The sequence below is a fragment of the Pseudomonas sp. DF11 genome (genome assembly GCF_058148565.1).
Genome location: NZ_JBYVYN010000005.1, coordinates 205601 through 228909, shown reverse-complemented (window position 1 = coordinate 228909; position 23309 = coordinate 205601). Strand labels below are relative to the sequence as shown.

The following is a 23309-nucleotide window of genomic DNA, read 5'->3' as shown; positions in this document are numbered from 1 at the left end:
CCGTCGAGTCGCTGGCTCGCTTCAGGGTGTTTCGGTAAAACGCTGATGCAAATCACTGAACACAAATGCTTTTCCAGCGACGCTTGGTGCATTTTCCCCTCTACGCTGTAGGTCGTGGCCTTGAAACGGAGTTCCCCTTGTTTGCCAATCTGCTGATCATCCTTGCCTCGTCCCTGGTGGTCATCGCCTTGTTCAGGCGGCTGCGCCTGCCACCCGTGCTGGGGTATCTCTGCGTCGGGTTGGCGGTCGGGCCTACCGCGCTGGACTGGGTGAACGACAGCGAAGAATTGCCAGACCTGGCCGAGCTCGGGGTGGTGTTCCTGCTGTTCTCGCTGGGGCTGGAGTTTTCCCTGTCGAAAATGCTCGAACTGCGTCGGGTCGTGTTCGGCTTGGGCAGCCTGCAGGTGCTGTGCTCGGGGGCGATCCTGGCCGGACTGCTGGCATTGTGTGGCGCGCCGGTGATCGCCGCGTTGTTGCTCGGCGCAGGCCTGGCCTTGTCCTCCACTGCTATCGTCAGCAAGGAGTTGACCAGCCTGGGCGAGATCTTCAGCAGCCACGGCCAGAACGCCATCGGCGTGTTGTTGTTCCAGGACGTTGTCGCGGTGCTGTTGTTGACCCTGGTGCCGGTATTCGCTGGCAGCAGCGAGCACCCGTGGTACTGGGCGCTGCCCCTGACCTTGGGCAAGACCCTGGTTTTGTTCGGCGGCCTGCTGCTGACCAGTCGGCTGCTGTTGCCCCGGCTGTTCCATGAGGTGGCGGCGTCCCGGTCCGCCGAACTGTTCGTGCTGCTGGCTCTGGTAATCGTATTGCTGACGGCGTGGCTGACCCATTTGCTCGGTTTGTCACCGGCCCTGGGGGCTTTCCTGGCGGGCATGTTGCTGGGGGAAAGCCACTATCGGCATCAGATCGAAGCCGACATACGCCCGTTCCGCGACATCCTGCTGGGGCTGTTCTTCGTCAGCATCGGCATGCTGATCGACCTGCAGCTATTCCTCGATGACGGCTTGTTGATCCTGGGATTGACCCTCGGCTTGATGCTCATCAAGGGCTGCGTGGTCGCCGCCCTGGTGAAATGGCGCGGCAGCGACGGTGAAACGGCCTGGCGTAGCGGCCTGGCACTGGCCCAAGGTGGTGAATTCTGCTTCGCCCTGATGGCACTGATGCAGCAAAACCGCCTCATGCCCGCCGACATCAGCGGCCTGCTACTGGCTGCGACATTCTGCTCGATGCTACTGACCCCGCTGTTGCTGCGTGCGGCACCACGCATCGCCGCGCGCCTGCATCGCAAACCGAACGAAGAAGCACAACTGGACCAGATCAGCGCACTCAATGCCGGCTTGTCGGGTCACGTAGTCATTTGCGGCTACGGGCGCGTCGGCCAGTCCATCGGGCGCTTCCTGCGCCGCGAAGGCCAGGCGTTCGTCGCCCTGGATGACGACCCGGTGATCATCCAGGAAGCCACCGTCGGGGAAAACTGCGTGCACTATGGGGATTCGCGACGAGGTGACCTGCTTGCGGCCGTTGGCTTGAGCCGCGCCAGGTTGCTGGTGATAGCGGTGGACAAGACCGACATCGCTATCACCGTGCTCAAGGCGGCCCGACAGGTCAACCACCAGGTACCGATCCTGGTGCGTACCCGTGACGACAGCCAACTGGCCGAGTTGCAGGCTGCCGGGGCCAGCGAAGTGGTCCCGGAACTGTTGGAGTCGAGCCTGATGCTGGCCTCCCACGCCCTGATCATGCTGGGCCTGCCCGAGCAACGGGTCCGGCATCATGTGGATCAGGTTCGTCACGACCGTTACCGCCTGCTCCATGGCTTTTATCCCGGCAACCAGGACAAGGAACCTTAGTGCGACGATCAGTCCTGGCTGACCGCGCCGATCTTGTGAATCGACAGGTCGGCGCCGTAATACTCTTCTTCCTGGGTCAGGCGCAGCCCCAGCACGGCCTTGATCACCCCGTAGACCGCGAAGCCGCCGGCCAGGGCGACGACAACACCCAGCGCCGTGCCGATCGACTGGCTGATCAGGCTGACCCCACCCAGGCCACCCAGGGCACTCTGGCCAAAGATGCCACAGGCAATGCCGCCCCAGACCCCGCACAATCCGTGCAATGGCCAGACGCCGAGTACATCGTCGATCTTCCACTTGCCCTGGGCCGCAGTGAAGCACCAGACAAACAAGGCTCCGGCAATGGCGCCAGTGACCAGCGCACCAACCGGATGCATCAGGTCGGAACCGGCACAGACTGCCACCAACCCGGCCAGCGGGCCGTTGTGCAGGAAACCAGGGTCATTGCGCCCGACAATCAATGCCGCCACGGTACCGCCCACCATGGCCATCAGCGAGTTGACCGCCACCAGCCCGCTCACCCCAGGCAGGGTCTGGGCACTCATCACGTTGAAACCGAACCAGCCGACAATCAGGATCCACGAACCCAAGGCCAGGAATGGGATGCTCGAAGGCGCGAACGCCACCAGGCGACCGTCCCGATAGCGGCCGTTACGCGGTCCGAGCAAGAGTACGGCGGCCAGCGCCAGCCAGCCGCCCATGGCATGCACCACCACGGAGCCAGCGAAATCATGGAAACTGGCGCCGAACCGAGCTTGCAACCAGGCCTGCAGACCGAAATTGCCGTTCCAGACCAAGCCTTCGAAAAACGGATAGACAAACGCCACGATCAGCACCGTGGCGCACAACTGCGGTGCGAACCGCGTACGCTCGGCAATACCGCCGGAGATGATGGCGGGGATCGCGGCGGCAAAGGTCAGCAGGAAGAAGAACTTCACCAGGCTGTAGCCATGATCGGTGCTGAGCACCGCCGCCGGTTGCAGGAAGGTCACACCGTAGGAAATCCAATAACCTATGAAGAAATAGGCCAGGGTAGAGATCGCGAAATCGCTGAGGATTTTCGACAGCGCATTGACTTGGTTCTTTTGTCGGACCGTTCCTACTTCAAGAAACGCAAAGCCGGCATGCATGGCCAGAACCATGACTGCGCCAAGCAGGATGAACAGCGTATTGGAGCTGTGGACCAGACTGTCCACGGCACTTTGCATATTTTCCATGGTGTTGGCAGACCTGAAAAAGTTGAAAAAAGCACCAAACCGGTTCGCCTGCCTTTCAAGCGCACCAAGTTGAAACAGCTCATCTGCCGAACGCAGGTCGATGAACTGCTTTGGTGCGCAAGAACGGGCAAAACGAAATCCCGCTTGGAGGTGCTTCGCGGGTTTTGATTATTTGGGTTAAGGTTTTGCAGGCTTTCGCCCAGCTTCAGCGCACTGGCGCAGGCTGACGCACCAGTACATGGCAAAGCTTGAGCAAAAGTTGTACCAGTCACTTGTACTGAACCTTCCAGCAAGGCTCATACTCGAACGTTTCAGACGTCACTTACGGAGATCCACCGATGGCCAGAACCCAGGCAAAGACTGCTCAAGAAATCCTGATGGAAGATTTCCAGACGCTGGTCAGCGACACGGAGCGGTTGCTCGATCACACCGCGACGCTGGCAGGCGATCAAGCCGATGCACTGCGCAGCCAGATCCACGAAACCCTCTTGCGCGCCCGCGAAACGCTAAAGCTGACGGAAGATTCCATGCGTGAACGCGGCCAGGCCGCGGTGGTCGCCACCGAGGAATACGTACAGGCCAACCCTTGGCAATCGGTAGGCATTGCCGCGGGCGTTGGCTTTCTGATTGGTTTGCTGGCGACACGGCGCTGATGATGGGTATCGACGAATCCGGCTCGTCCGAAGCGGGCACCCAACCGACTGCACGCCGCCTCGGCGCGGCGTTTCTTGGCTTGTTGCACAGCCACGTCGAATTGTTCGGCATGGAGCTGCAGGAACAGAAGGCACGCACCGTCAGCCTCCTGCTGTTCGCCGGCCTGGCGCTGGTGTTCGGCTTGCTGCTGTTGGTCGGGCTTTCGGCGTTGGTACTGATCCTGGTATGGGACACCTATCGCCTGGCGGGCATTATCGGCCTGTGCCTGTTCTATCTGCTGGCGGCGCTGTTCTGCGGTCTGCGGCTCAAGGCAGCGATCTACGACGAGTCTTCCCCTTTCAACGCCACCCTCGAAGAACTGGCCAATGACCGGGAGCGCCTGCTGCCATGAGCCTGCCTGATATCCCTCAAGCCCGCACAAGACAGGAAATGCGCAAGGCGCTGGTGCGCCTGCGCATGGAAATGCATCGCCAGGAAATCCGTCAGGAAACCCGCCAGTTGCTGCAACCCTTGCAACGGGTACGCGGCCTGACGCAAAGCTGGCACGAAGGTTTCGGCATCAAGCACGCGCCACTGTGGGGCGTGGCGGCGGTGACCTTACTCGGCTTCATCACCGGCAAACGCAGTCGTAGCGGCGGCGTGACCAGCCTGATCCGGTTGGCAACGACGCTGTTGCCGTTGATCAAGCTGGCCAAGAGTGTGCGCAAGCCCTGAGGCTCGCCACAGGGTTTTGTACTTGACCATATTCCTATCCTGCACGAGCCCTGGTCCTTGCAGGACGCCCCACGAACCGGGAAGCTAGGGCATCGACCTCATCAAACGGAGCAACCGGCCTTGGATTGGCACACCCTGCTGACTCGCGAACGCCTCGGAAAACCGCTGCACAGTCCGCAAGAGCTGGGCCGCAGTCCCTTCCACAAGGACCACGACCGCATCATCTTTTCCGGGGCCTTCCGCCGCCTCGGACGCAAGACGCAAGTGCATCCGGTCTCCAGCAACGACCACATCCACACGCGCCTGACCCACTCCCTGGAAGTCAGTTGCGTCGGGCGTTCCCTGGGCATGCGCGTGGGAGAAACCATCCGCAATGCCCTGCCTGACTGGTGTGAGCCCAGCGACCTGGGCATGGTCGTGCAATCGGCCTGCCTGGCCCACGACATCGGCAACCCACCGTTCGGTCATTCCGGCGAGGACGCTATTCGTTATTGGTTCCAACAGGCCGCCGGTCGTGGCTGGCTTGATGGCATGAGTGAAGCCGAGCGCAACGACTTCCTCAACTTCGAAGGCAACGCCCAGGGATTTCGCGTGCTCACACAGCTTGAATACCATCAGTTCGACGGTGGGACCCGACTGACCTATGCCACCCTCGGCACCTATTTGAAATATCCCTGGACCGCCCGCCACGCCGACTCGCTGGGCTACAAGAAACACAAGTTCGGTTGCTACCAGAGCGAACTGCCGCTGTTGGAGCAGATTGCCCACAAGCTCGGCCTGCCACAGATCGAGGATCAACGCTGGGCGCGACATCCCTTGGTGTACCTGATGGAAGCCGCCGATGACATCTGCTACGCACTGATCGACCTGGAAGACGGCGTGGAGATGGACCTCCTGGAATACCCGCAGGTGGAGTCCCTGCTCCTGGACCTGGTGGGCGACGATCTACCAGACACCTACCGGCAACTTGGGCCACAGGATTCACGGCGGCGCAAACTGGCGATCCTGCGGGGCAAGGCCATCGAGCACCTGACCAACGCCGCCGCCCGGGCTTTTGTCGAACAGCAGGAAGCGTTGCTTGCCGGCACGCTGCCAGGAGATCTGGTGGAACATATGCATGGTCCGGCAAAACGCTGCGTGTTGAATGCCAAGGACATGGCGCGGCGGAAAATTTTCCAGGACAAGCGCAAGACCCTGCATGAAATCGGCGCCTACACCACGCTGGAAATCCTGCTCAACGGATTCTGCGGAGCCGCCCTCGAACAGCACGGTGGCCGCACGCCTTCGTTCAAGAATCGCCGCATTCTCGACCTGCTGGGAAACAACGCGCCGGATCCCAACGGCCCCTTGCATGGGGCCTTCCTGCGAATGATCGATTTCATCGCCGGGATGACCGACAGCTACGCCAGCGAAATGGCCCAGGAGATGACAGGCCGCACACGCCAATAAATAGGTGGGGAAGCGGGCTTGCTCGCGAAGCGGTGGGGCAGGCTGCGACGATGTTGAATGAGCCTGCGTCTTCCTGAGCAAGCCCGATCCCACAATGGCTTCATCGTACAAGTTCCACAGCGTGAAACTTCCACGCAATATTGAACGAATCCACCCCACTTGTTTGCATAAACATCCCATCGCAAGAAATATCCCTTCACAAACGGCCAGTAACCCTCCCCGTCTTATTTCAATCGCCTACTAAAAACCCAATTACATCGTAATATCTTGCCTCTTTTTTTGTAGGAAACTTCTGAAATTGAAGTTGCATGCCTGTCTCTTCGTACGGCCCGGGCGGTAAGTGGGCTAAGGTGCGCGCTTTATTCAAGTTCGCAGGGTAATTTATTCATGAACTCCGTTTTCATTGTCGACGATCATCCGGTCATCCGCCTCGCCGTTCGCATGCTTCTGGAGCATGAGGGCTATAAGGTCGTAGGAGAAACTGACAACGGCGTCGATGCGATGCAAATGGTGCGCGAATGCATGCCAGACCTGGTTATCCTGGACATCAGCATTCCCAAACTCGATGGACTGGAAATCCTCTCGCGCTTCAACGCCATGACGACTCCGCTCAAGACGCTGGTACTCACGGCCCAGTCGCCGACGCTCTTCGGCATTCGTTGCATGCAGTCCGGTGCCTCTGGTTACGTTTGCAAACAAGAAGACCTCAGCGAACTTGTCAGCGCGATCAAAGCGGTATTGTCCGGCTATAACTATTTCCCCAGCCAGGCGCTGAATCCGGTGCGCCCGGATGATCCACGCAGTATCGAGCTGGACCTTTTCAAAAGTGTCAATGATCGGGAACTGATGGTGCTGCAACTTTTTGCACAGGGCCGTACCAACAAGGAAATAGCCAAGGGAATGTTTCTCAGCAATAAGACCGTCAGTACTTATAAGAAACGGCTGATGCAGAAACTCAAGGTCAAGTCCCTGGTCGAGTTGATTGAAATGGCGAAGCGCAACGCGCTGGTGTGAGAAAAAAGGATGCTCAGACGCCTATCGGAATGCCTCTTGCTGATCAGCGCAGCGTTATATACGGGAGTGCTCACGGCGGCACCGGATATGCCCGAGCGATACACGCTGCTGGGTCGTTCGTCCATGACCCATACCGAGATCAAGCTCGATGACGTTCATCGCGCCTGGCTACAGGATCGACAGAAGCTGGTCGTGGGAACTTCCGCCCCGGATTACCCGCCCTTCGATCTCACTACCAGTGGACACGACTACGAAGGCCTGACCGCCGATTATGCCGACATCCTCGCCAAGGCCACCGGCCTGCCCATCAGCGTCCTGCGCTTCGGTTCCCGCGAGGCGGCCATGGCCGCACTCACGGAGGGGCAAATCGATTTGCTGGGCACCGCCAACGGTTTCGAAGCCCGCAACCCCGACATCGTGCTATCGACCCCGTACGCCGTGGACCAACCCGTTCTCGTCACCCGAACGAATGAAAGCCGATCCCTGACCGACGATCTCGAGGGGTTGCGGCTGAGCATGGTCTATCACTACCTGCCGCTACAGGAAATTGAAAAACTCTACCCCAAGGCACTCATCACCACCTATCCGTCCTACCAGAACGCCATCAACGCCGTCGCCTTCGGCCAGGCCGACGTATTTCTCGGCGATACCCTTTCCACCCACTACATGATCAACAATGGCTACTTGGGCAATATCCGCATGGCCAGCTTCGGCAAACATGAATCCCACGGGTTCGGGTTCGCCGTACGACGCAGCGATACCCGCTTGCTGGAGGTCATCAACGCTACGCTGAACCAGGTCCCCATTGCCGAGCAGGCAGCCATCTCCAAGCGCTGGAGCGCAGGCAGCGACCTGTACCTCACGGACCACAGGATACAACTGACCGAGCGCGAGCAACGCTGGCTGGCGAAACATCCGGTGGTCCGGGTGGTGGTGAACGAAACGTCCGCGCCCTTCACCTTCTTCGATTCGGACGGCGACTTTCGCGGCATCAGCGCCGACCTGCTGGAACTGATCCGGCTGCGCACCGGCCTGCGCCTGGACATCCAGCGCCGCCAGAACGACAGCGAAATGATCGCTGCGGTCCTGAACGATCAAGCCGACATGATCGCTGCACTGTTGCCCAGCAATGAACGACAACTCCAACTGAAATTCAGTCGTCCCTACATCACCAGCTCGTTCGTCCTGCTGACCCGCAAACAGTCCGACACGCCCGCGACACTCGACCAGTTCGGCCACGCAAGCCTGGCAATCGCCAAAGGCAACCCGGTCATTGAATGGCTACGCAACCAGTACCCGAGCATCCAGATCATCGAAACGGACGGCCCCCTGCGCGCCGTGGAAATGCTCGCCCATGGCCAGGTCGACGGCAGCGTGAACTCGCAAGTGATGGCCAACTATTTCATCGCCTCCCACGTGTTGCGGGACAGGTTGCAAATCAGCAGCACGGTGGGCACCCAGCAGGCCATGTTCGCACTGGCCACGGCCCAAAATGCCACCGAGTTGAACGCCATCCTCGACAAGGCCCTGACCAGCATCGACCCCGACGAACTGGGCGTCATCAACAACCGCTGGCGCGGTTATGTCTCACCCTCGGAACACACCTGGCGCACCTACAACCGCCTGTTCTTCCAGATCGTCGCGGGCGTCGGCCTGTTGCTGCTGCTTTCCCTGGCGTGGAACGCCTACATGCAGCGCCAGATCAGGCAACGCCAACGGGCGGAACTGGCCCTCAATGATCAACTCGAGTTCATGCATTCGCTGCTCAACGGCACCCCTCACCCCATCTACGTAAGGGATCGCAACGGCATCCTGCAAAGTTGCAACGACAGTTACCTGCAAGCGTTCAGTGCAAAACGCGAAGACGTCATTGGCAAGAGCCTGATGCCAGGTTCCATGAGCAATGCCTTCGAAGCGCAGGAGTACCAGGCGGACTATCAGCGCGTCATGGCCGAAGGCAACGCCCTGATCATGGATCGTCCCTTGCACATCGGGGACAGGAAACTGACGATCTATCACTGGATCCTCCCCTACCGAAACTCCGCCGCCGAAGTGCAAGGCATCATCGGCGGCTGGATCGACATCAGTGAACGGCGCCAGCTGTTCGAGGAACTGCGCGCGTCCAAGCAACGGGCCGATGACGCCAACCGGGCCAAAAGCACGTTCCTGGCAACCATGAGCCATGAAATCCGCACCCCCATGAACGCGGTGATCGGCATGCTCGAACTGGCTCTCAAACACGCCGACAAGGGCCACGTCGACCGCTCGACCATCGAAGTCGCGTACGAGTCGGCCTCCGGCATGCTCGAGCTGATAGGCGATATCCTGGACATCGCCCGTATCGAATCAGGCCATCTGACCCTGGCCCCCGAGCGAGTCAATCTCAGGGCCCTGCTGCAATCGGTGATACGGGTATTCGAGGGTGTGGCCCGGCAGAAAAACCTGGCGTTGACGCTGCAGTTCGACACTGCCGAGGGCAACCCTGACGTATTGATGGACCCGTTGCGATTCAAGCAGGTGCTGTCGAACCTGATCAGCAATGCCCTTAAATTCACCGAGCAGGGCCAGGTCCTGATCAAGGTCCGGCTGTCTCCAACCGACCGGGACGACGTGCTGCAAATGCACCTGGAAGTCAACGACAGCGGCATCGGCATCAGCCCGGCGGACCTGCAACGTTTGTTCGAGCCTTTTGCCCAGGTCGACAATAGCGGCCGGATGGCCCGTACGGGTGCGGGGCTGGGGTTGGTGATCAGTCGCAACCTGTGCCGGATGATGGGCGGCAACCTGCACATGAACAGCCAGCCCGGTATCGGGACCCAGGTCCGGGTCTGCCTGCACCTGAACGTCCTGCCGCCGACAAACGCTTGCGCTGCGCTTGAGCCGGTCATCGAAACGGCCGGGGCCGCCTTGAATGTGCTGGTCGTGGACGATCATCCGGCCAACCGCCTGCTGATGTCGCAGCAACTGGAGTATCTCGGCCACCACTATCAGGTTGCCTACGATGGTGCACATGGGCTCAAGGTTTGGCAGGAAGGGCATTTCGATCTGGTCATCGCCGACTGCAACATGCCCATCATGAGCGGCTACGATCTGGCCCGGTCGATTCGTCGCAACGAGTCCGAGCAGCAACGGCCGCCCTGCACCGTCCTGGGCTTCACGGCCAATGCCCAACCGGAGGAAAAACAACGCTGCCAGGACGCCGGAATGGACGATTGCCTGTTCAAGCCGATCAGCCTGAGCGCCTTGAGCCAATGGATCAAGACGGTCAAACCCACCGGCCACCCCGCGATTTTCAGCGTACAAAGCCTACAGGCACTGACTGGCGGCGACCCTTCGTCCAACCGGCGCCTGTTGGCCGAACTGCTCAGTAGCAGCCGCTCGGACCGCCAGGAGTTGCTGGGCGTCGCCCACGGCGCAAACCGGCAAGCATTGACCGAAACGGCACACAAGATAAAAGGCGTCGCCCGCATCGTCCAGGCGACCTCGCTGATCCAGCGGTGCGAGGCTTTGGAACAAGCGTGTCAGCAGGCACAGGCGCCTGAGGGAATCAGCGCTTGCGTCAACGCCCTCGACCGCGCCATGAGCGAACTGGAGCGGGCTCTGGAAACGGAGATCGCCAAGGCAAAATAATCCAGCGTTTACTATGCTGTTCGCTCAGCAGTGCGTACCTGGGGGGGTTCTCGATCGGTTTCCCTTGCACGCGCAAACACCTATCGAGAACGCCCCCGACACTTGGAGTGACTGCAATGCCCAGCGCACCGCGTCCGGAAAAACGCCGGTTCCCTCTGCACGTCCACATCAGCGTGATGTTTACCCTGCTTTTGCTGCTGACCGGGGTGGTGCTGGGTATTTTCAATTACCGGCAAACCACGCAAATCATCCTGTCCAGCAGTGAAAAATTGTTCAACCGCGTTGAACAGGATGTGCGCCTGGATTTGTACGACACTTACGAACCGATCCGCCATCTATTGAGCCTGTTGGCCGACTACCCGGCGACGCGCACGCCGCAAATGGCGCAACGCCTGGCCCTTCTCGTGCCCTTCAGCCAGGCGCTGCGGGATAATCCGAACCTGGCGTCGTTGTACCTGGGCGATCGTCACGGCAACTTCCTGATGGTCCGGCCATTGCGCACCGCGGCCCTCAAAGCCGCCCTGCAGGCACCGGCCGAGGCGGCCTACCAGGTCTGGACCGTGGAACGGGCAACCGAGCAGGCCCCGATACTCGCCCAATCGCTGTTTTACGATGAAGCCCTGACGCTCATCGGACGCCGGGACATTACCAATGAAACCTACGATCCACGCAGTCGCGGCTGGTTTCGCAGCGCCGCCGGCAGCACCGAGCAGATCACCACCGAGCCCTACGTTTTTTTCTCCATCCATAACGTCGGCACCACCCTCGCCCGGCGCAGCGGCGAACAGGCTGTCATTGGCGCCGACCTGACCCTGGCGGCCCTGTCCCAAACCCTGGCCAAGCACAAGGTGACCCGCGGCACCGAAATCGTCTTGCTCGATCCCAAGGGCAACGCAGTGGGTTATCCCGACAGCAGCCGGCTGCTCGTCGATGCCCAGTCGGCACGCCTGATCAAGGCCCGCGACCTCAGCCCCGCGATCGCCGCCGCGCTCGATGACAACACCGATGCGACGCGCCTGGAGGCGGCCGGACGCCAGTGGATCGTTTCTCGCAGCCATATGCAGGAAGGCGGGCCCCAAGGCCTGGAACTGGCATTGCTGGTCCCTGAGGATGAGCTGCTGGTCGATGCCTATCGCATGCGCTGGCAAGGTGCGCTCATCACCCTCGCCACCTTGCTGCTGTGCCTGCCGCTGGGCTGGCTGACGTCCAGGATCCTGGTCAAGCCCTTGCGCGAACTCGTGCAGGAGGCCGACGCCATTCGCAGCTTTGACTTCAATTATCCGGTGTCCCGTCGCTCCCCGGTCCTGGAGGTCGATCAGTTGAGTGTATCGATGGCGCGCATGAAAGAGACCTTGGCAAGTTTCTTTGAAATCACCGCCAGCCTGCGCGCCGAAACCCGCTTCGCACCATTGCTGGAGCGGGTGTTATTTGAAACCGTGAAAATCGGCCAGGCCCAGGCCGGCCTGATCTACCTGCGCGAGAACGACGATAATCGGGTCAAGCCACATGGGCTAGTGATCGACGGCACCCCTCGGGATCTCGATGACTTCAAACTGCGCGGTCATGAGTTGCAAGCGGGCGATAGCCCTCAATGGCTCCAGCAACTGGCCGTCTCGGAAAATCTCGTGACATCCCTGGGCTTCGAGCAGGCGGGCGACTTGCAGAGCGTCCTGCGGGAGCTGGACTCACCGCGGGTCCACCTGATCGGCATCCGTCTACGCAATCGGCACCAGGAAACCGTCGGCGTACTGGTATTGCTGATCACCGACAGCGGCACCGAAGCCGACCTGGAAAAACTGCAACCCGACCGCATCGCCTTCCTGCAGGCCGTATCCGGTGCCGCCACCGTGAGCATCGAGAGCCAGCGCCTGCAAGCCAGGCAAAAGCAATTGCTGGACGCATTCATCCAATTGCTGGCCGGCGCGATCGATGCCAAGAGTCCCTATACCGGCGGCCATTGCCAGCGGGTGCCGGTCCTGACCCTGATGCTCGCCCAGGCCGCCGCCGCCAGCCAGGCACCGGCATTCGACGCCTATCGGCCAACGGAGGATGAATGGGAAGCCCTGCACATCGCCGCCTGGCTGCACGATTGCGGCAAGGTCACTACCCCCGAATACGTCGTCGACAAAGCCACCAAGCTGGAAACCCTGAACGACCGGATCCACGAGATACGTACCCGTTTCGAAGTGCTCAAGCGCGATGCCTGGATCGATTACTGGCAAGCCGTGGCAAGCGGCGGCGAGTCGTCATCCCTGGCGCAACGGCGCGACGCGACATTGGCTGCCCTGGATGACGACTTTGCCTTCGTCGCCCATTGCAACCAAGGCAGCGAAGCCATGGCCGAGGCCGATCTGCAACGCTTGCAACAGATTGCCCAACGCCCATGGACCCGGACCCTCGACGATCGCCTGGGGGTTTCCTGGGAAGAGAACCGTCGCCAGGCCCGCACGCCCAAGCCGACACTGCCAGTCACTGAGCCGCTGTTGGCGGACAAACCCGAGCACCTGTTCGAGCGCCACGCGAGCGAACTGATTCCGGCGGACAACCCGTGGGGCTTCCAGCTCGATGTACCGGCCTGGAAATACAACCGCGGCGAACTCTACAACCTGAGCATCACCCGAGGCACGCTGACCCGCGAGGAGCGCTACGTCATCAACCATCACATGGTGCAGACGATCCTGATGCTCAGCCAGTTGCCCTTCCCCAGCCATCTGGAAAACGTGGCGGAGATAGCCGGCGGTCATCACGAGAAGATGGATGGCAGCGGTTATCCCAAGCGCCTCAAACGCGAAGAGATGAGCCTGCCGGCGCGCATGATGGCCATTGCCGACATTTTCGAAGCACTGACGGCGGCCGATCGCCCATACAAGAAAGCGAAGAAACTGAGCGAAGCCCTGGGCATCATGGCCACCATGTGCCGTGACGCCCATATCGATCCCGAGCTGTTCGGGCTATTCATCGATGAAAAGGTCTACCTGAGCTACGCCAATCAGTTCCTAGATCCGCGCCAGATCGATGAGGTCGACCCCGACGCCCTGCTGGTCAAGGCCGGACTGAAGGCATGATCAGCAATCCGTCAGGCGCAGGAATATCGCAGCCAACGCTTCAATGCCGGCCTGGTCATGTTCGGTAAAGCGCGCCAGTTTCGGGCTGTCCAGGTCGAGCACGCCAATCAGCCGCCCGTCCTTGACCAACGGCACCACCAGCTCGCTGTTCGACGCACTGTCGCAGGCGATGTGCCCGGCGAAGGCATGGACATCTTCGACGCGCTGGGTCTGCCGGGTCGCTGCCGCCGTGCCACACACGCCGCGGCCAAAGGGAATCCGCACACAGGCGATCTGGCCCTGGAACGGCCCCAGGACCAGCTCTTCGTTGCGATTGAGGTAGAAACCGGCCCAGTTCAGGTCGTCCAACTGACTGGACAGGAAAGCCGAGAACTGCGCGGCGTTGGCGATGAAATCACGCTCATCGGCCAGCAAGGATTCCAGCTGTGCCGATAACAACGCGTAGCCGTCCAGGCCAACTCCGGTGCCATTCAAATCGATCATGCCTTGTGCTCCAACAATTTCAGGCCAACCCAATAACGGGCAAACTGATAGGCGCAACGTCCATTGCGGTTGCCGCGACCGGTTGCCCAGCGCACCGCCAGCACATCCAGCGCTTCGTCGCGCTGCCAGGCCAGACCGGCCTTGGCCGCCAGTTCGCCGATCCAGTGCTCCACCACGTTGAGGAAATGCTCCTGGGTAAAGGGATAAAACGACAGCCACAAGCCAAAGCGGTCGGACAAGGCGATCTTGTCCTCCACCGCTTCGCTGGGGTGAAGTTCGCCGTCGACCCGCTTCCAGTTCTCGTTGTCGCTTTCCTTTTCCGGCACCAGGTGCCGCCGGTTGGAGGTGGCATACAGCAGCACGTTATCCGGCGCCTGCTCCAGAGACCCATCCAACACGCTCTTGAGCACCCGGTAATCGCCCTCACCGGACTCGAACGACAGGTCATCGCAGAACAACACGAAACGCTGTGGCAGTTTCGCGACCTGCTCGACCACCCGAGGCAGATCGGCCAGGTGATCGCGTTCGATCTCGATCAACCGCAGGCCTTGCTGGGCATGTTCGGCCAACAGGGCACGCACCAGGGACGATTTGCCGGTGCCACGCGAGCCCCAGAGCAACGCATGGTTGGCGGGCATGCCATCGAGGAACTGCCGCGTGTTGCGGCCCAGTTGTTCGACCTGGCGGTCCACGCCGATCAGGTCCGACAGGCGCATGTCGAGGCTGACCTGCAGCGGCAGCAGGTAGCCGCTACGCCCATCACGCTGCCAGCGGGCGGCCAGGGTCTGGGTCCAATCGATGGCGGGCCGGGGCGCCGGCAGCAAAGGCTCGATCCGGGCCAGCACGGCATCGGCACGCTCAAGAAAAGCATTCAATCGCGAGTCCACGTCTTCTCCTCGGACAGGTTCACAGTAATGATGGCGCTCGGGCTACGAAACGCCGTAGCCAATGGCGGGTCTACTTCACACAATACACACCGGCTACACCGGTATTCAGAGATGATCGGCTATGCTTGACCGGCGAAGGGAAACGTAAGTGGTTCATCACTCAATGGACATCAGATTCACCCAACGGCTTTCCTATAAGCAGGCCCGCCTGACCGTCCTGGTGGGCTTCGTGTTGGGCACCTTGCTCAGCCTGATGCAGATCGGCATCGATTATGCCAGTGAAGACGCATCGATCAACCGTGAAATCCTCTCGCTGCTGGAAATCAGCCACAACCCGGCCTCGCGCATCGCCTACAACATCGACGCCGAACTCGCCCAGGAACTGTCCATGGGCTTGTTGCGTTCACCGGCCATCATCGGGGCCGAATTGATCGACAACAACAATACCGTACTGGCCAGCGTCAAGCGGCCCGAGCTGCAAAGCAACTATCGGTTCATCAGTGACTTCCTGTTCGGCGCCCAGCGGCAGTTCGAGGACCGACTCTACCTGGACCACCTGCCCGGCGAGTCCCTGGGCATGCTGCGACTGGACGTCGACACCTATGCGTTCGGCAGCCGTTTCCTGCGCCGCGCCGAGGTCACCTTGCTCAACGGCTTCGCCCGCAGCCTGATCCTGACCGGCCTGTTGCTGGCGCTGTTCTACGTGATGCTGACCAAGCCCCTGGTGCGGGTCATCCGCGAACTGAGCAGCCGCGACCCGAGCAGCAGCGAGCAGAACCGCCTGGAATGCCCTTCCGGCCACCAGTCCGATGAAATCGGCGTGCTGGTGTCCGTCGCCAACCAGCAGTTCGAAAACATCTCCACCGAAATCCAGCAACGGCGCACGGCCGAAAATCGCCTCACCGAATACCTGGCGCAACTGGAAAACATCGTCTCGGCCCGCACCGCCGAACTCAAGGCCATCAACGCCCGCCTCAGCCAGTCCAACGAGGAGCTGGAGGTGGCTCGGCGCACCGCCCTGGACATGGCCGAAGCCCGCTCCGTGTTCCTCGCCAACATGAGCCACGAGATCCGCACACCGCTCAACGGCCTGCTGGGAATGATCGCCCTGTCCCTGGACGGCCCCCTGACGGCCGAACAACAGCAACAGCTATCGATTGCCCATGACTCGGGCAAGGTACTGGTCGAACTGCTCAACGACATCCTCGACCTGTCGAAATTCGACGCCGGCCAACTGGAGCTCGAACGCATTCCGTTCGACCTCGGCTCCCTGGTGGAGGACACCGCCAACCTGCTTTCCCAGAACGCGGCCCCCAGTGTCGAACTGGCCTGCCTGATCGACCCGAAGTTCCCGGCGCAGGTACTTGGCGACCCGACCCGGGTGCGCCAGATCGTCAGCAACCTGTTGTCCAACGCACTGAAATTCACCCGCTTCGGCCGGGTCGACGTGAAGTTGAGCCATTACGAAGGCGGCGTGCGAATCGAGGTCTGCGACACGGGCATCGGCATCCCCCAGGAAGCCCAGGCGAGAATCCTGCAGCCATTCACCCAGGCCGGCGCCGGGATTACCCGCCAATTCGGTGGCACCGGGCTGGGCCTGGCATTGACCTACAACCTCTGCGAAGCCATGCGGGGCCGGTTGACGATCAGTTCCGAAGCCGGCTTTGGCAGTCAGTTCTGTGCCGACCTGCCCCTGCCTTGCCATACCCCTGCACCGCCGGTCGAACCGTTGCACGGCAATGTCGTCGCCATCACCGCCAGCAGCAGCGGGCTGGCCGAGTTGTTGGGCATGCTGTTGCCGGGATGGGGACTGGATTATGTGCAACGCTCCATCGACGACGGGTTGCTGGGGCTCACGCCCGACGTGCTGATTACCGACTGCCCGGAATGCCTGTTCAACCTGCGGCCCACCTTTGACGCACCGATCCTGCTTGTGACCGCCTATGGCAGTTTCATGCCCGGCGAAGAAGCCGCCGCCCTCGCGCCGCTGATCCAACAGGCCCGGCCACTGGCGCGCCATGCGCTGTACCAGATTCTGCGGCGTGCCATGCAGAGCGAGGCGACCATCATCAATGACGCACAGATCGAAGCCCTGGCGCCGTCCTTGCGAGGACGGGTGCTGCTGGTGGAAGACAACCCGGTCAATCAACTGGTGGCCAAGGGAATGCTGGTGAAACTGGGCTGCGAAGTCACCGTCGCGGCCCACGGCGCCGAAGCCCTGGCTCAATTGGAACAGCGGGTTTTCGACCTGGTATTGATGGACTGCAACATGCCGGTGATGGATGGCTACGAAGCCAGCCGACAAATCCGCCACAGCGGGCGCTGGTCGGACCTGCCGATTGTCGCCCTGACAGCCAATGCGATGCCCGAGGAACGCGAGCGCTGCCGTGCGGCTGGCATGAACGACTACCTGTCCAAGCCGTTCCGCCGCGAAGAACTGGCGGCGGTGCTGGACCAGTGGGTGCCCACTACGTCAGCGCTTTGATCTGGCCAAGCAGGTGATCCAGACCATCTCGCAACGCCCCCAGGCGGTCCAGGTCGATACCGCTGTCGCACAACAAGCGAGCCTTGAGCGGGCCGACCTGTTCACGCAAGGCTCGCCCGGCAGCCGACAGGCTCAAGTGCACCTCCCGTTCGTCCAGGGCTGAACGCTGGCGCTGGACCAGATCCAACTGTTCCAGGCGCTTGAGCAGCGGCGTCAGCGTGCCGGAATCCAACAGCAAACGCTCCCCCAGGGCCTTGACCGTCGGTTGTTGCGGGGCCGTGTCCTGCCACTCCCATAACACCAGCATCGCCAGGTATTGCGGATAGGTCAGGCCGAGCTGATCGAGCATTGGCTTGTAGCCACGGATCACCGCACGCGAAGCGGCATACAGCTTGAAGCACAACTGGCTGTCGAGCTTCAGCGAATCGACTGACAGGTCATTCATTTGAGCAGCGCTTCGATCTCACCGGTCAAATCCTCGGGCTTGGTGGTCGGGGCAAAACGCTTGACCACCTGACCGTCCTTGCCGATCAGGAACTTGGTGAAATTCCACTTGATGCCTTTTGACCCCAGCACGCCGGGCGCCCGCTGTTTAAGCTGGACGAACAGAGGATGAGCGTTGGCACCGTTGACTTCTATTTTCTTGAACAGCGGAAAACTTACGCCATAGTTCAGTTCGCAGAACTCGGTGATCGCCCCCTCGTTGCCTGGCTCCTGCTTGCCGAACTGATTGCAGGGAAAGCCCAACACCACCAGGCCCTGGTCCTTGTAGGTCTGCCACAGCGCCTCGAGGCCCTTGTATTGCGGGGTGAATCCGCACTGGCTGGCGGTGTTGACGACAAGCACAGCCTTGCCGGCGAAATCGGCGAGGGTCTTTTGCTCACCCTTGATGGTGGTACAGGGGATGCTCAGCAGGCTGTCGCTCATGGCAAGGCTCCGGATGGGAAGAAGAGGACGCTGAAGATAGCGAACGATTCAATTGTGTGCAATTTAATTGCTCGAAGCGGCGGTAATTGCCCCGACGCCCCTCAGACGAACACAAACCTGTGGCGAGGGGATTTATCCCCGCTGGGCTGCGCAGCAGCCCCAATACAGTCAACTCAGTCTGTCCAGCCTATCGAGATGCCTGGGATCGCTTCGCAACCCAGCGGGGATAAATCCCCTCGCCACACGGCTCAATCGCGGGGCACGAGATCCAGGCACACCGAGTTGATGCAGTACCGCAGCCCCGTGGGCGGCGGACCGTCGGGGAAGACGTGGCCCAAGTGGGCATCACATTTGGCACAGACCACCTCGGTGCGGATCATGCCGTGGCTGACGTCCCGCACCTCCACCACCGCGCTGCCTTCGATCGGCGCGTAGAAACTCGGCCAGCCACAGCCGGAATCGAACTTGGTCCGCGAATCGAACAACGGTTCGTTGCAGCAGATGCAGTGGTACACACCGTCAGTCTTGGTGGCGTTGTACTTACCGGAGAACGGTCGTTCGGTGCCCTTCAACCGACAGACGTTGTACTGCTCCGGGTCGAGCATGTCGCGCCATTCTTCAAGGGTTTTCTGCAACTTTTCCATCGTCCTACCTCGGCAATTGAAAAAGCCCGATCCGACGCTTTTCCGCAGATCGGGCGGCACGTATGATTGCGCCTCGTCAGACGCCAGTCTGGCAGTCACGTCATGCGCATTCAAACGGATTGTGGCGCCTATTACCGCGTCAGGCCTGGGCACAGACGCAGGATCCCCAGTACGGTAGTTCATACGCCGCCTGGATCGTTCATTTTCGGGAACACATCGCCATGCAGGTCAGCAAATCGAACAAGCTCGCCAACGTCTGCTACGACATTCGCGGCCCGGTGCTCAAGCACGCCAAACGCCTGGAAGAGGAAGGCCATCGCATCCTCAAGCTGAACATCGGCAACCCGGCCCCCTTTGGTTTCGAAGCGCCCGATGAAATTCTCCAGGACGTCATCCGCAACCTGCCGACCGCCCAGGGCTACAGCGACTCCAAGGGCCTGTTCAGTGCCCGCAAGGCCGTGATGCAGTACTACCAGCAGAAGCAGGTCGAAGGGATCGGCATCGAGGACATCTACCTGGGCAACGGCGTGTCCGAGCTGATCGTCATGTCCATGCAGGCCCTGCTCAACAACGGCGACGAAGTGCTGGTGCCGGCACCCGACTATCCGCTGTGGACCGCTGCCGTGAGCCTGTCCGGTGGCAACCCGGTGCATTACCTGTGCGACGAACAGGCCAACTGGTTCCCCGACCTGGCGGACATCAAGGCCAAGATCACGCCCAATACCAAGGCCCTGGTGATCATCAACCCGAACAACCCGACCGGTGCCGTGTACTCCAGGGAAGTGCTGCTGGGCATGCTGGAACTGGCTCGCCAGCACAACCTGGTGGTGTTCTCCGACGAGATCTACGACAAGATCCTCTACGACGATGCCGTGCATGTCTGCACCGCGTCCCTGGCACCGGACCTGCTGTGCCTGACATTCAACGGCCTGTCCAAGTCCTATCGGGTCGCCGGTTTCCGCTCCGGCTGGATCGCCATCTCCGGGCCCAAGCACCACGCCCAGAGCTACATCGAAGGCATCGACATGCTGGCCAACATGCGCCTGTGTGCCAACGTGCCAAGCCAGCATGCGATCCAGACAGCGCTGGGCGGCTACCAGAGCATCAACGACCTGGTCCTGCCCCAGGGCCGGCTGCTGGAACAGCGCAATCGCACCTGGGAATTGCTCAACGACATTCCTGGCGTCAGTTGCGTCAAGCCGATGGGCGCGCTGTATGCCTTCCCACGGATCGACCCGAAGGTCTGCCCGATCCACAACGATGAAAAATTCGTCCTCGACCTGCTGCTGTCCGAAAAGCTGCTGGTGGTCCAGGGAACGGCGTTCAACTGGCCGTGGCCGGACCACTTCCGCGTCGTGACCCTGCCGCGGGTCGATGACCTTGACCAGGCCATTGGCCGGATCGGCAACTTCCTCAAGTCCTACCGTCAATAAGCCAGACAGCGTGCGGGGAGCCCTCGCCTCGCACGCTGTTTGATTCAGCAACATATCCGTTCTGCCGACTCCGCCAGGCCTTCTACACTAGGGGTTGGAAAGCCAACGGGCACCCCGGCTCAACGTTCACGGGGGGCAGGCGCCGTATTTCTTTTCCCCAGTCACTTTCAGAAAAGTCTTTCAAACATTTAGGACGCCTGTAGGACACAGTTTGAAATAGTCGGTGAGTTGAATAGCCTGCGGCAGCACCTTATATACCCCGCATAACGCTACATCTTTAGCACGAGGAGATTTCCACAACCATGATGCGCATCCTGCTGTTCTTGGCCACTAACCTGGCGGTCGTGCTGATTGCCAGCATCACCCTGAGCCTCTTCGGCTTCAACGGGTTCATGGCGGCCAACGGGGTTGACCTCAACCTCAATCAGCTGCTGATTTTCTGTGCGGTGTTCGGTTTCGCCGGTTCCCTGTTCTCGCTGTTCATCTCCAAGTGGATGGCGAAGATGAGCACCAGCACCCAGATCATCAGCCAGCCGCGCACTCGCCACGAGCAATGGCTGCTGCAAACCGTCGAGCAGTTGTCCCGCGAAGCCGGTATCAAGATGCCAGAAGTCGGTATCTTCCCGGCCTACGAGGCCAACGCCTTCGCCACCGGCTGGAACAAGAACGACGCACTGGTCGCTGTCAGCCAGGGCTTGCTCGAGCGGTTTTCGCCCGATGAAGTCAAGGCCGTGCTGGCCCACGAGATCGGCCACGTCGCCAACGGCGACATGGTGACCCTGGCGCTGATCCAGGGCGTGGTGAACACCTTCGTGATGTTCTTCGCCCGCATCATCGGCAACTTCGTCGACAAGGTGATCTTCAAGAACGAAGAGGGCCAAGGCATCGCCTACTATGTGGCGACCATCTTCGCCGAGTTGGTACTGGGCATCCTCGCCAGCGCCATCGTCATGTGGTTCTCGCGCAAGCGCGAGTTCCGCGCCGACGACGCCGGTGCACGCCTGGCTGGTACCAGCGCCATGATCGGCGCCCTGCAACGCCTGCGCGCCGAGCAAGGCTTGCCGGTGCACATGCCCGACACCCTGAATGCCTTTGGCATCAACGGTGGCATCAAGCAGGGCCTGGCGCGCATGTTCATGAGCCACCCGCCGCTGGAAGAGCGTATCGACGCACTGCGTCGTCGCGGCTGACAATTGGAGCTTCAAGAGAAAGCCCGCAGCGATGCGGGCTTTTTTTGTCTGCTGGTTTAGGTGCGCCTGCTCGCGACGGCGTCAGCACAAACACTCACATCAACGCCTGGAAATTCGATACACCCGCTCATCCAGCCGCTTCACTCCAGCCTGCAAGAACTTCCAGCTTTCCCCCAGCACATCCTGTTCCTGCAAGACCTCCAGCCGCCAGACATTTCCCAGCAGCCGTAGCACCTCATCGTTTCCTACGGAGAAAGGTGGGCCAGGCATTTCATCCTGGTCGTAATCCAGGGTAATCAACAATCCCACGCACGCCGGCATGATTTTCTGCAAATGAGCCGCATACCGCTCTCGCATCGCCACTGGCAAGGCAATCAACGCAGCACGGTCATACAACGCCGCGCAATCGGCCACATCTTCGACACTCATGGCAAAGAAATCACCACAGCGGATTTCGATATCCCCGGCACGGAAGACCTTGAACGTGCCCTCTTCACTCACGCTCGGCTCAAGCTCATGCTCAAGAAAAAAATCAGTGGCGGCTTTTTCCGACAATTCCACGCCCAACACCGAATACCCCTGATGGGCAAGCCACAGCAGATCCAGGCTTTTCCCGCACAACGGCACCAGCACCCGACTGCCCTGCGCCAGGCCCAGTTGCGGCCAGAAACGTTGCAGGTAGGGGTTCACTTCCGGCAGGTGAAAACCAATCTGGTTCGATGACCAGCGCTTGTGCCAAAACTCGGGCTCCATGATTCGCTCCAAAAAAATCGATCAAAAGGGGCTAAAACTTATATTAGATTTAGATCATTGACCTGACGGAAGATGATCACATCTTAACGCTCAGGAGTCCCTCATGCTGCCCAGCCTGTTTATCTCCCATGGCTCACCGATGCTTGCCCTGGAACCTGGCGAGAGTGGTCCGGCATTGGCTCGCCTGGCCGCTCACTTGCCCAAGCCCAAGGCCATCGTCATCGTGTCCGCCCACTGGGAAAGCAATGAACTGTTGGTCAGTGCCAATCCGCAGCCGCGCACCTGGCACGACTTCGGTGGCTTCCCTCCGGCGCTGTATGAGGTGCAGTACCCCGCGCCTGGCGATCCTCAACTGGCGACGCAAGTGGCAGACATGCTCAATGCCGCGCACCTGCCGGCACGCCTCGACCCTCAACGGCCCTCCGACCATGGCGTCTGGGTGCCATTGTCGTTGATGTACCCGGAGGCCGACATCCCGGTGGTGCAGGTTTCCCTGCCCAGCCGCCAAGGGCCGGCGTTACAGACACAGGTCGGCCAAGCCCTGGCGAGCCTGCGCCAGCAAGGCATCCTGTTGATCGGCTCCGGCAGCATCACCCATAACCTGCGCGACCTGGACTGGAACGCCGGCCCTGACAGCATCGAGCCTTGGGCCAAGGCCTTTCGTGATTGGATGGTCGATAAGCTGGCAGCCGACGACGAGACTGCGCTGCACGACTACCGGCGCCAGGCGCCGAACGCCGTGCGCAGCCACCCCAGCGACGAGCATTTGCTGCCTCTGTATTTTGCCCGGGGTGCGGGTGGGAAATTCAGTGTTGCCCATACGGGGTTCACGATGGGGGCGTTGGGGATGGATATCTATCGGTTTGACTGACAGATAGACCGAGTCGATGCATTCGCGAGCAAGCCCGCTCCCA

General features: G+C 60.7%; 19 protein-coding genes. 12 read left to right on the top strand and 7 right to left on the bottom strand.

Translation table 11 applies throughout. From position 1 onward, the window contains the following. Nucleotides 1-137: 137 nt before the first annotated feature. Nucleotides 138-1850 (top strand): cation:proton antiporter, encoded by a 1713-nt coding sequence (locus tag AC30D9_RS17120; protein WP_134923399.1) that lies wholly within the window; start codon nt 138-140, stop codon nt 1848-1850. 8 nt (nt 1851-1858) lie between these two features. Here the strand turns inward: AC30D9_RS17120 and AC30D9_RS17115 are convergent, their stop codons facing one another. Continuing rightward, entirely contained in the window at nt 1859-3067 is a 1209-nt protein-coding gene (locus tag AC30D9_RS17115; protein WP_307571445.1) for an ammonium transporter, read from the bottom strand. A 338-nt stretch (nt 3068-3405) separates the two neighbouring features. On the opposite strand from AC30D9_RS17115, the gene AC30D9_RS17110 reads away from it, so the two are divergent. From AC30D9_RS17110 to AC30D9_RS17080, 7 genes are all read left to right on the top strand, one after another. Further along, complete coding sequence (locus AC30D9_RS17110; protein WP_092166820.1) at nt 3406-3720, top strand: ElaB/YgaM/YqjD family protein; 315 nt, start codon at nt 3406-3408, stop codon at nt 3718-3720. A gap of 2 nt (nt 3721-3722) precedes the next feature. After that, nucleotides 3723-4112 carry a phage holin family protein gene (locus AC30D9_RS17105; protein ID WP_024618372.1) on the top strand — a complete coding sequence of 130 codons (390 nt, stop codon included), beginning with the start codon at nt 3723-3725 and terminating at the stop codon, nt 4110-4112. Next, on the top strand, nt 4109-4435 hold the full coding sequence (locus tag AC30D9_RS17100; RefSeq protein ID WP_134923397.1) for a hypothetical protein: 327 nt from the start codon (nt 4109-4111) through the stop codon (nt 4433-4435). Before AC30D9_RS17105 ends, AC30D9_RS17100 begins: the two co-directional genes overlap by 4 nt. Before the next feature lie 120 nt (nt 4436-4555). Continuing rightward, nucleotides 4556-5884 (top strand): deoxyguanosinetriphosphate triphosphohydrolase, encoded by a 1329-nt coding sequence (locus AC30D9_RS17095; protein ID WP_134923396.1) that lies wholly within the window; start codon nt 4556-4558, stop codon nt 5882-5884. Nucleotides 5885-6271: 387 nt separating this feature from the next. Next, the gene (locus AC30D9_RS17090; protein WP_014337291.1) at nt 6272-6898 is read left to right on the top strand and encodes a response regulator transcription factor; all 627 of its coding nucleotides are present in this window, start codon (nt 6272-6274) and stop codon (nt 6896-6898) included. Nucleotides 6899-6907: 9 nt separating this feature from the next. After that, complete coding sequence (locus tag AC30D9_RS17085) at nt 6908-10528, top strand: transporter substrate-binding domain-containing protein (protein ID WP_307571446.1); 3621 nt, start codon at nt 6908-6910, stop codon at nt 10526-10528. A 116-nt stretch (nt 10529-10644) separates the two neighbouring features. Further along, a complete protein-coding gene (locus tag AC30D9_RS17080; protein ID WP_490144437.1) occupies nt 10645-13593 on the top strand; it encodes an HD domain-containing phosphohydrolase in 2949 nt (982 codons plus the stop codon). Here the strand turns inward: AC30D9_RS17080 and AC30D9_RS17075 are convergent, their stop codons facing one another. Continuing rightward, complete coding sequence (locus tag AC30D9_RS17075; RefSeq protein WP_134923394.1) at nt 13594-14076, bottom strand: GAF domain-containing protein; 483 nt, start codon at nt 14074-14076, stop codon at nt 13594-13596. Next, nucleotides 14073-14963, bottom strand: a complete 891-nt coding sequence (locus AC30D9_RS17070; protein ID WP_134923393.1) for an ATP-binding protein — start codon at nt 14961-14963, stop codon at nt 14073-14075. Before AC30D9_RS17070 ends, AC30D9_RS17075 begins: the two co-directional genes overlap by 4 nt. 163 nt (nt 14964-15126) lie before the next feature. On the opposite strand from AC30D9_RS17070, the gene AC30D9_RS17065 reads away from it, so the two are divergent. After that, nucleotides 15127-17448 carry a hybrid sensor histidine kinase/response regulator gene (locus tag AC30D9_RS17065; protein WP_307571448.1) on the top strand — a complete coding sequence of 774 codons (2322 nt, stop codon included), beginning with the start codon at nt 15127-15129 and terminating at the stop codon, nt 17446-17448. On the opposite strand, the gene AC30D9_RS17060 is transcribed toward AC30D9_RS17065, so the two are convergent. From AC30D9_RS17060 to msrB, 3 genes are all read right to left on the bottom strand, one after another. Beyond that, nucleotides 17432-17893, bottom strand: a complete 462-nt coding sequence (locus AC30D9_RS17060; protein WP_490144436.1) for a MarR family winged helix-turn-helix transcriptional regulator — start codon at nt 17891-17893, stop codon at nt 17432-17434. The two genes, AC30D9_RS17065 and AC30D9_RS17060, sit on opposite strands and share 17 nt — an antisense overlap. After that, nucleotides 17890-18375: a glutathione peroxidase gene (locus tag AC30D9_RS17055; RefSeq protein WP_490144435.1), complete on the bottom strand. Its 486-nt coding sequence runs from the start codon at nt 18373-18375 to the stop codon at nt 17890-17892. Before AC30D9_RS17055 ends, AC30D9_RS17060 begins: the two co-directional genes overlap by 4 nt. A gap of 248 nt (nt 18376-18623) precedes the next feature. Further along, nucleotides 18624-19019, bottom strand: coding sequence for a peptide-methionine (R)-S-oxide reductase MsrB (gene msrB / locus AC30D9_RS17050; protein ID WP_134923391.1), 396 nt, complete (start codon nt 19017-19019; stop codon nt 18624-18626). 221 nt (nt 19020-19240) lie between these two features. Between msrB and AC30D9_RS17045 the strand changes: the two genes are divergently transcribed. Both AC30D9_RS17045 and htpX read left to right on the top strand, forming a co-directional pair. Next, nucleotides 19241-20452, top strand: coding sequence for a pyridoxal phosphate-dependent aminotransferase (locus AC30D9_RS17045; RefSeq protein WP_018603142.1), 1212 nt, complete (start codon nt 19241-19243; stop codon nt 20450-20452). 302 nt (nt 20453-20754) lie between these two features. Continuing rightward, on the top strand, nt 20755-21642 hold the full coding sequence (gene htpX, locus AC30D9_RS17040) for a protease HtpX (protein WP_003199411.1): 888 nt from the start codon (nt 20755-20757) through the stop codon (nt 21640-21642). A 99-nt stretch (nt 21643-21741) separates the two neighbouring features. On the opposite strand, the gene AC30D9_RS17035 is transcribed toward htpX, so the two are convergent. After that, nucleotides 21742-22395, bottom strand: a complete 654-nt coding sequence (locus AC30D9_RS17035) for a thiopurine S-methyltransferase (protein ID WP_490144434.1) — start codon at nt 22393-22395, stop codon at nt 21742-21744. Between the two features lie 103 nt (nt 22396-22498). Here AC30D9_RS17035 and AC30D9_RS17030 point away from each other — a divergent pair, with 103 nt between their 5' ends. After that, nucleotides 22499-23266 carry a DODA-type extradiol aromatic ring-opening family dioxygenase gene (locus AC30D9_RS17030; protein WP_490144433.1) on the top strand — a complete coding sequence of 256 codons (768 nt, stop codon included), beginning with the start codon at nt 22499-22501 and terminating at the stop codon, nt 23264-23266. Nucleotides 23267-23309 lie beyond the last annotated feature (43 nt).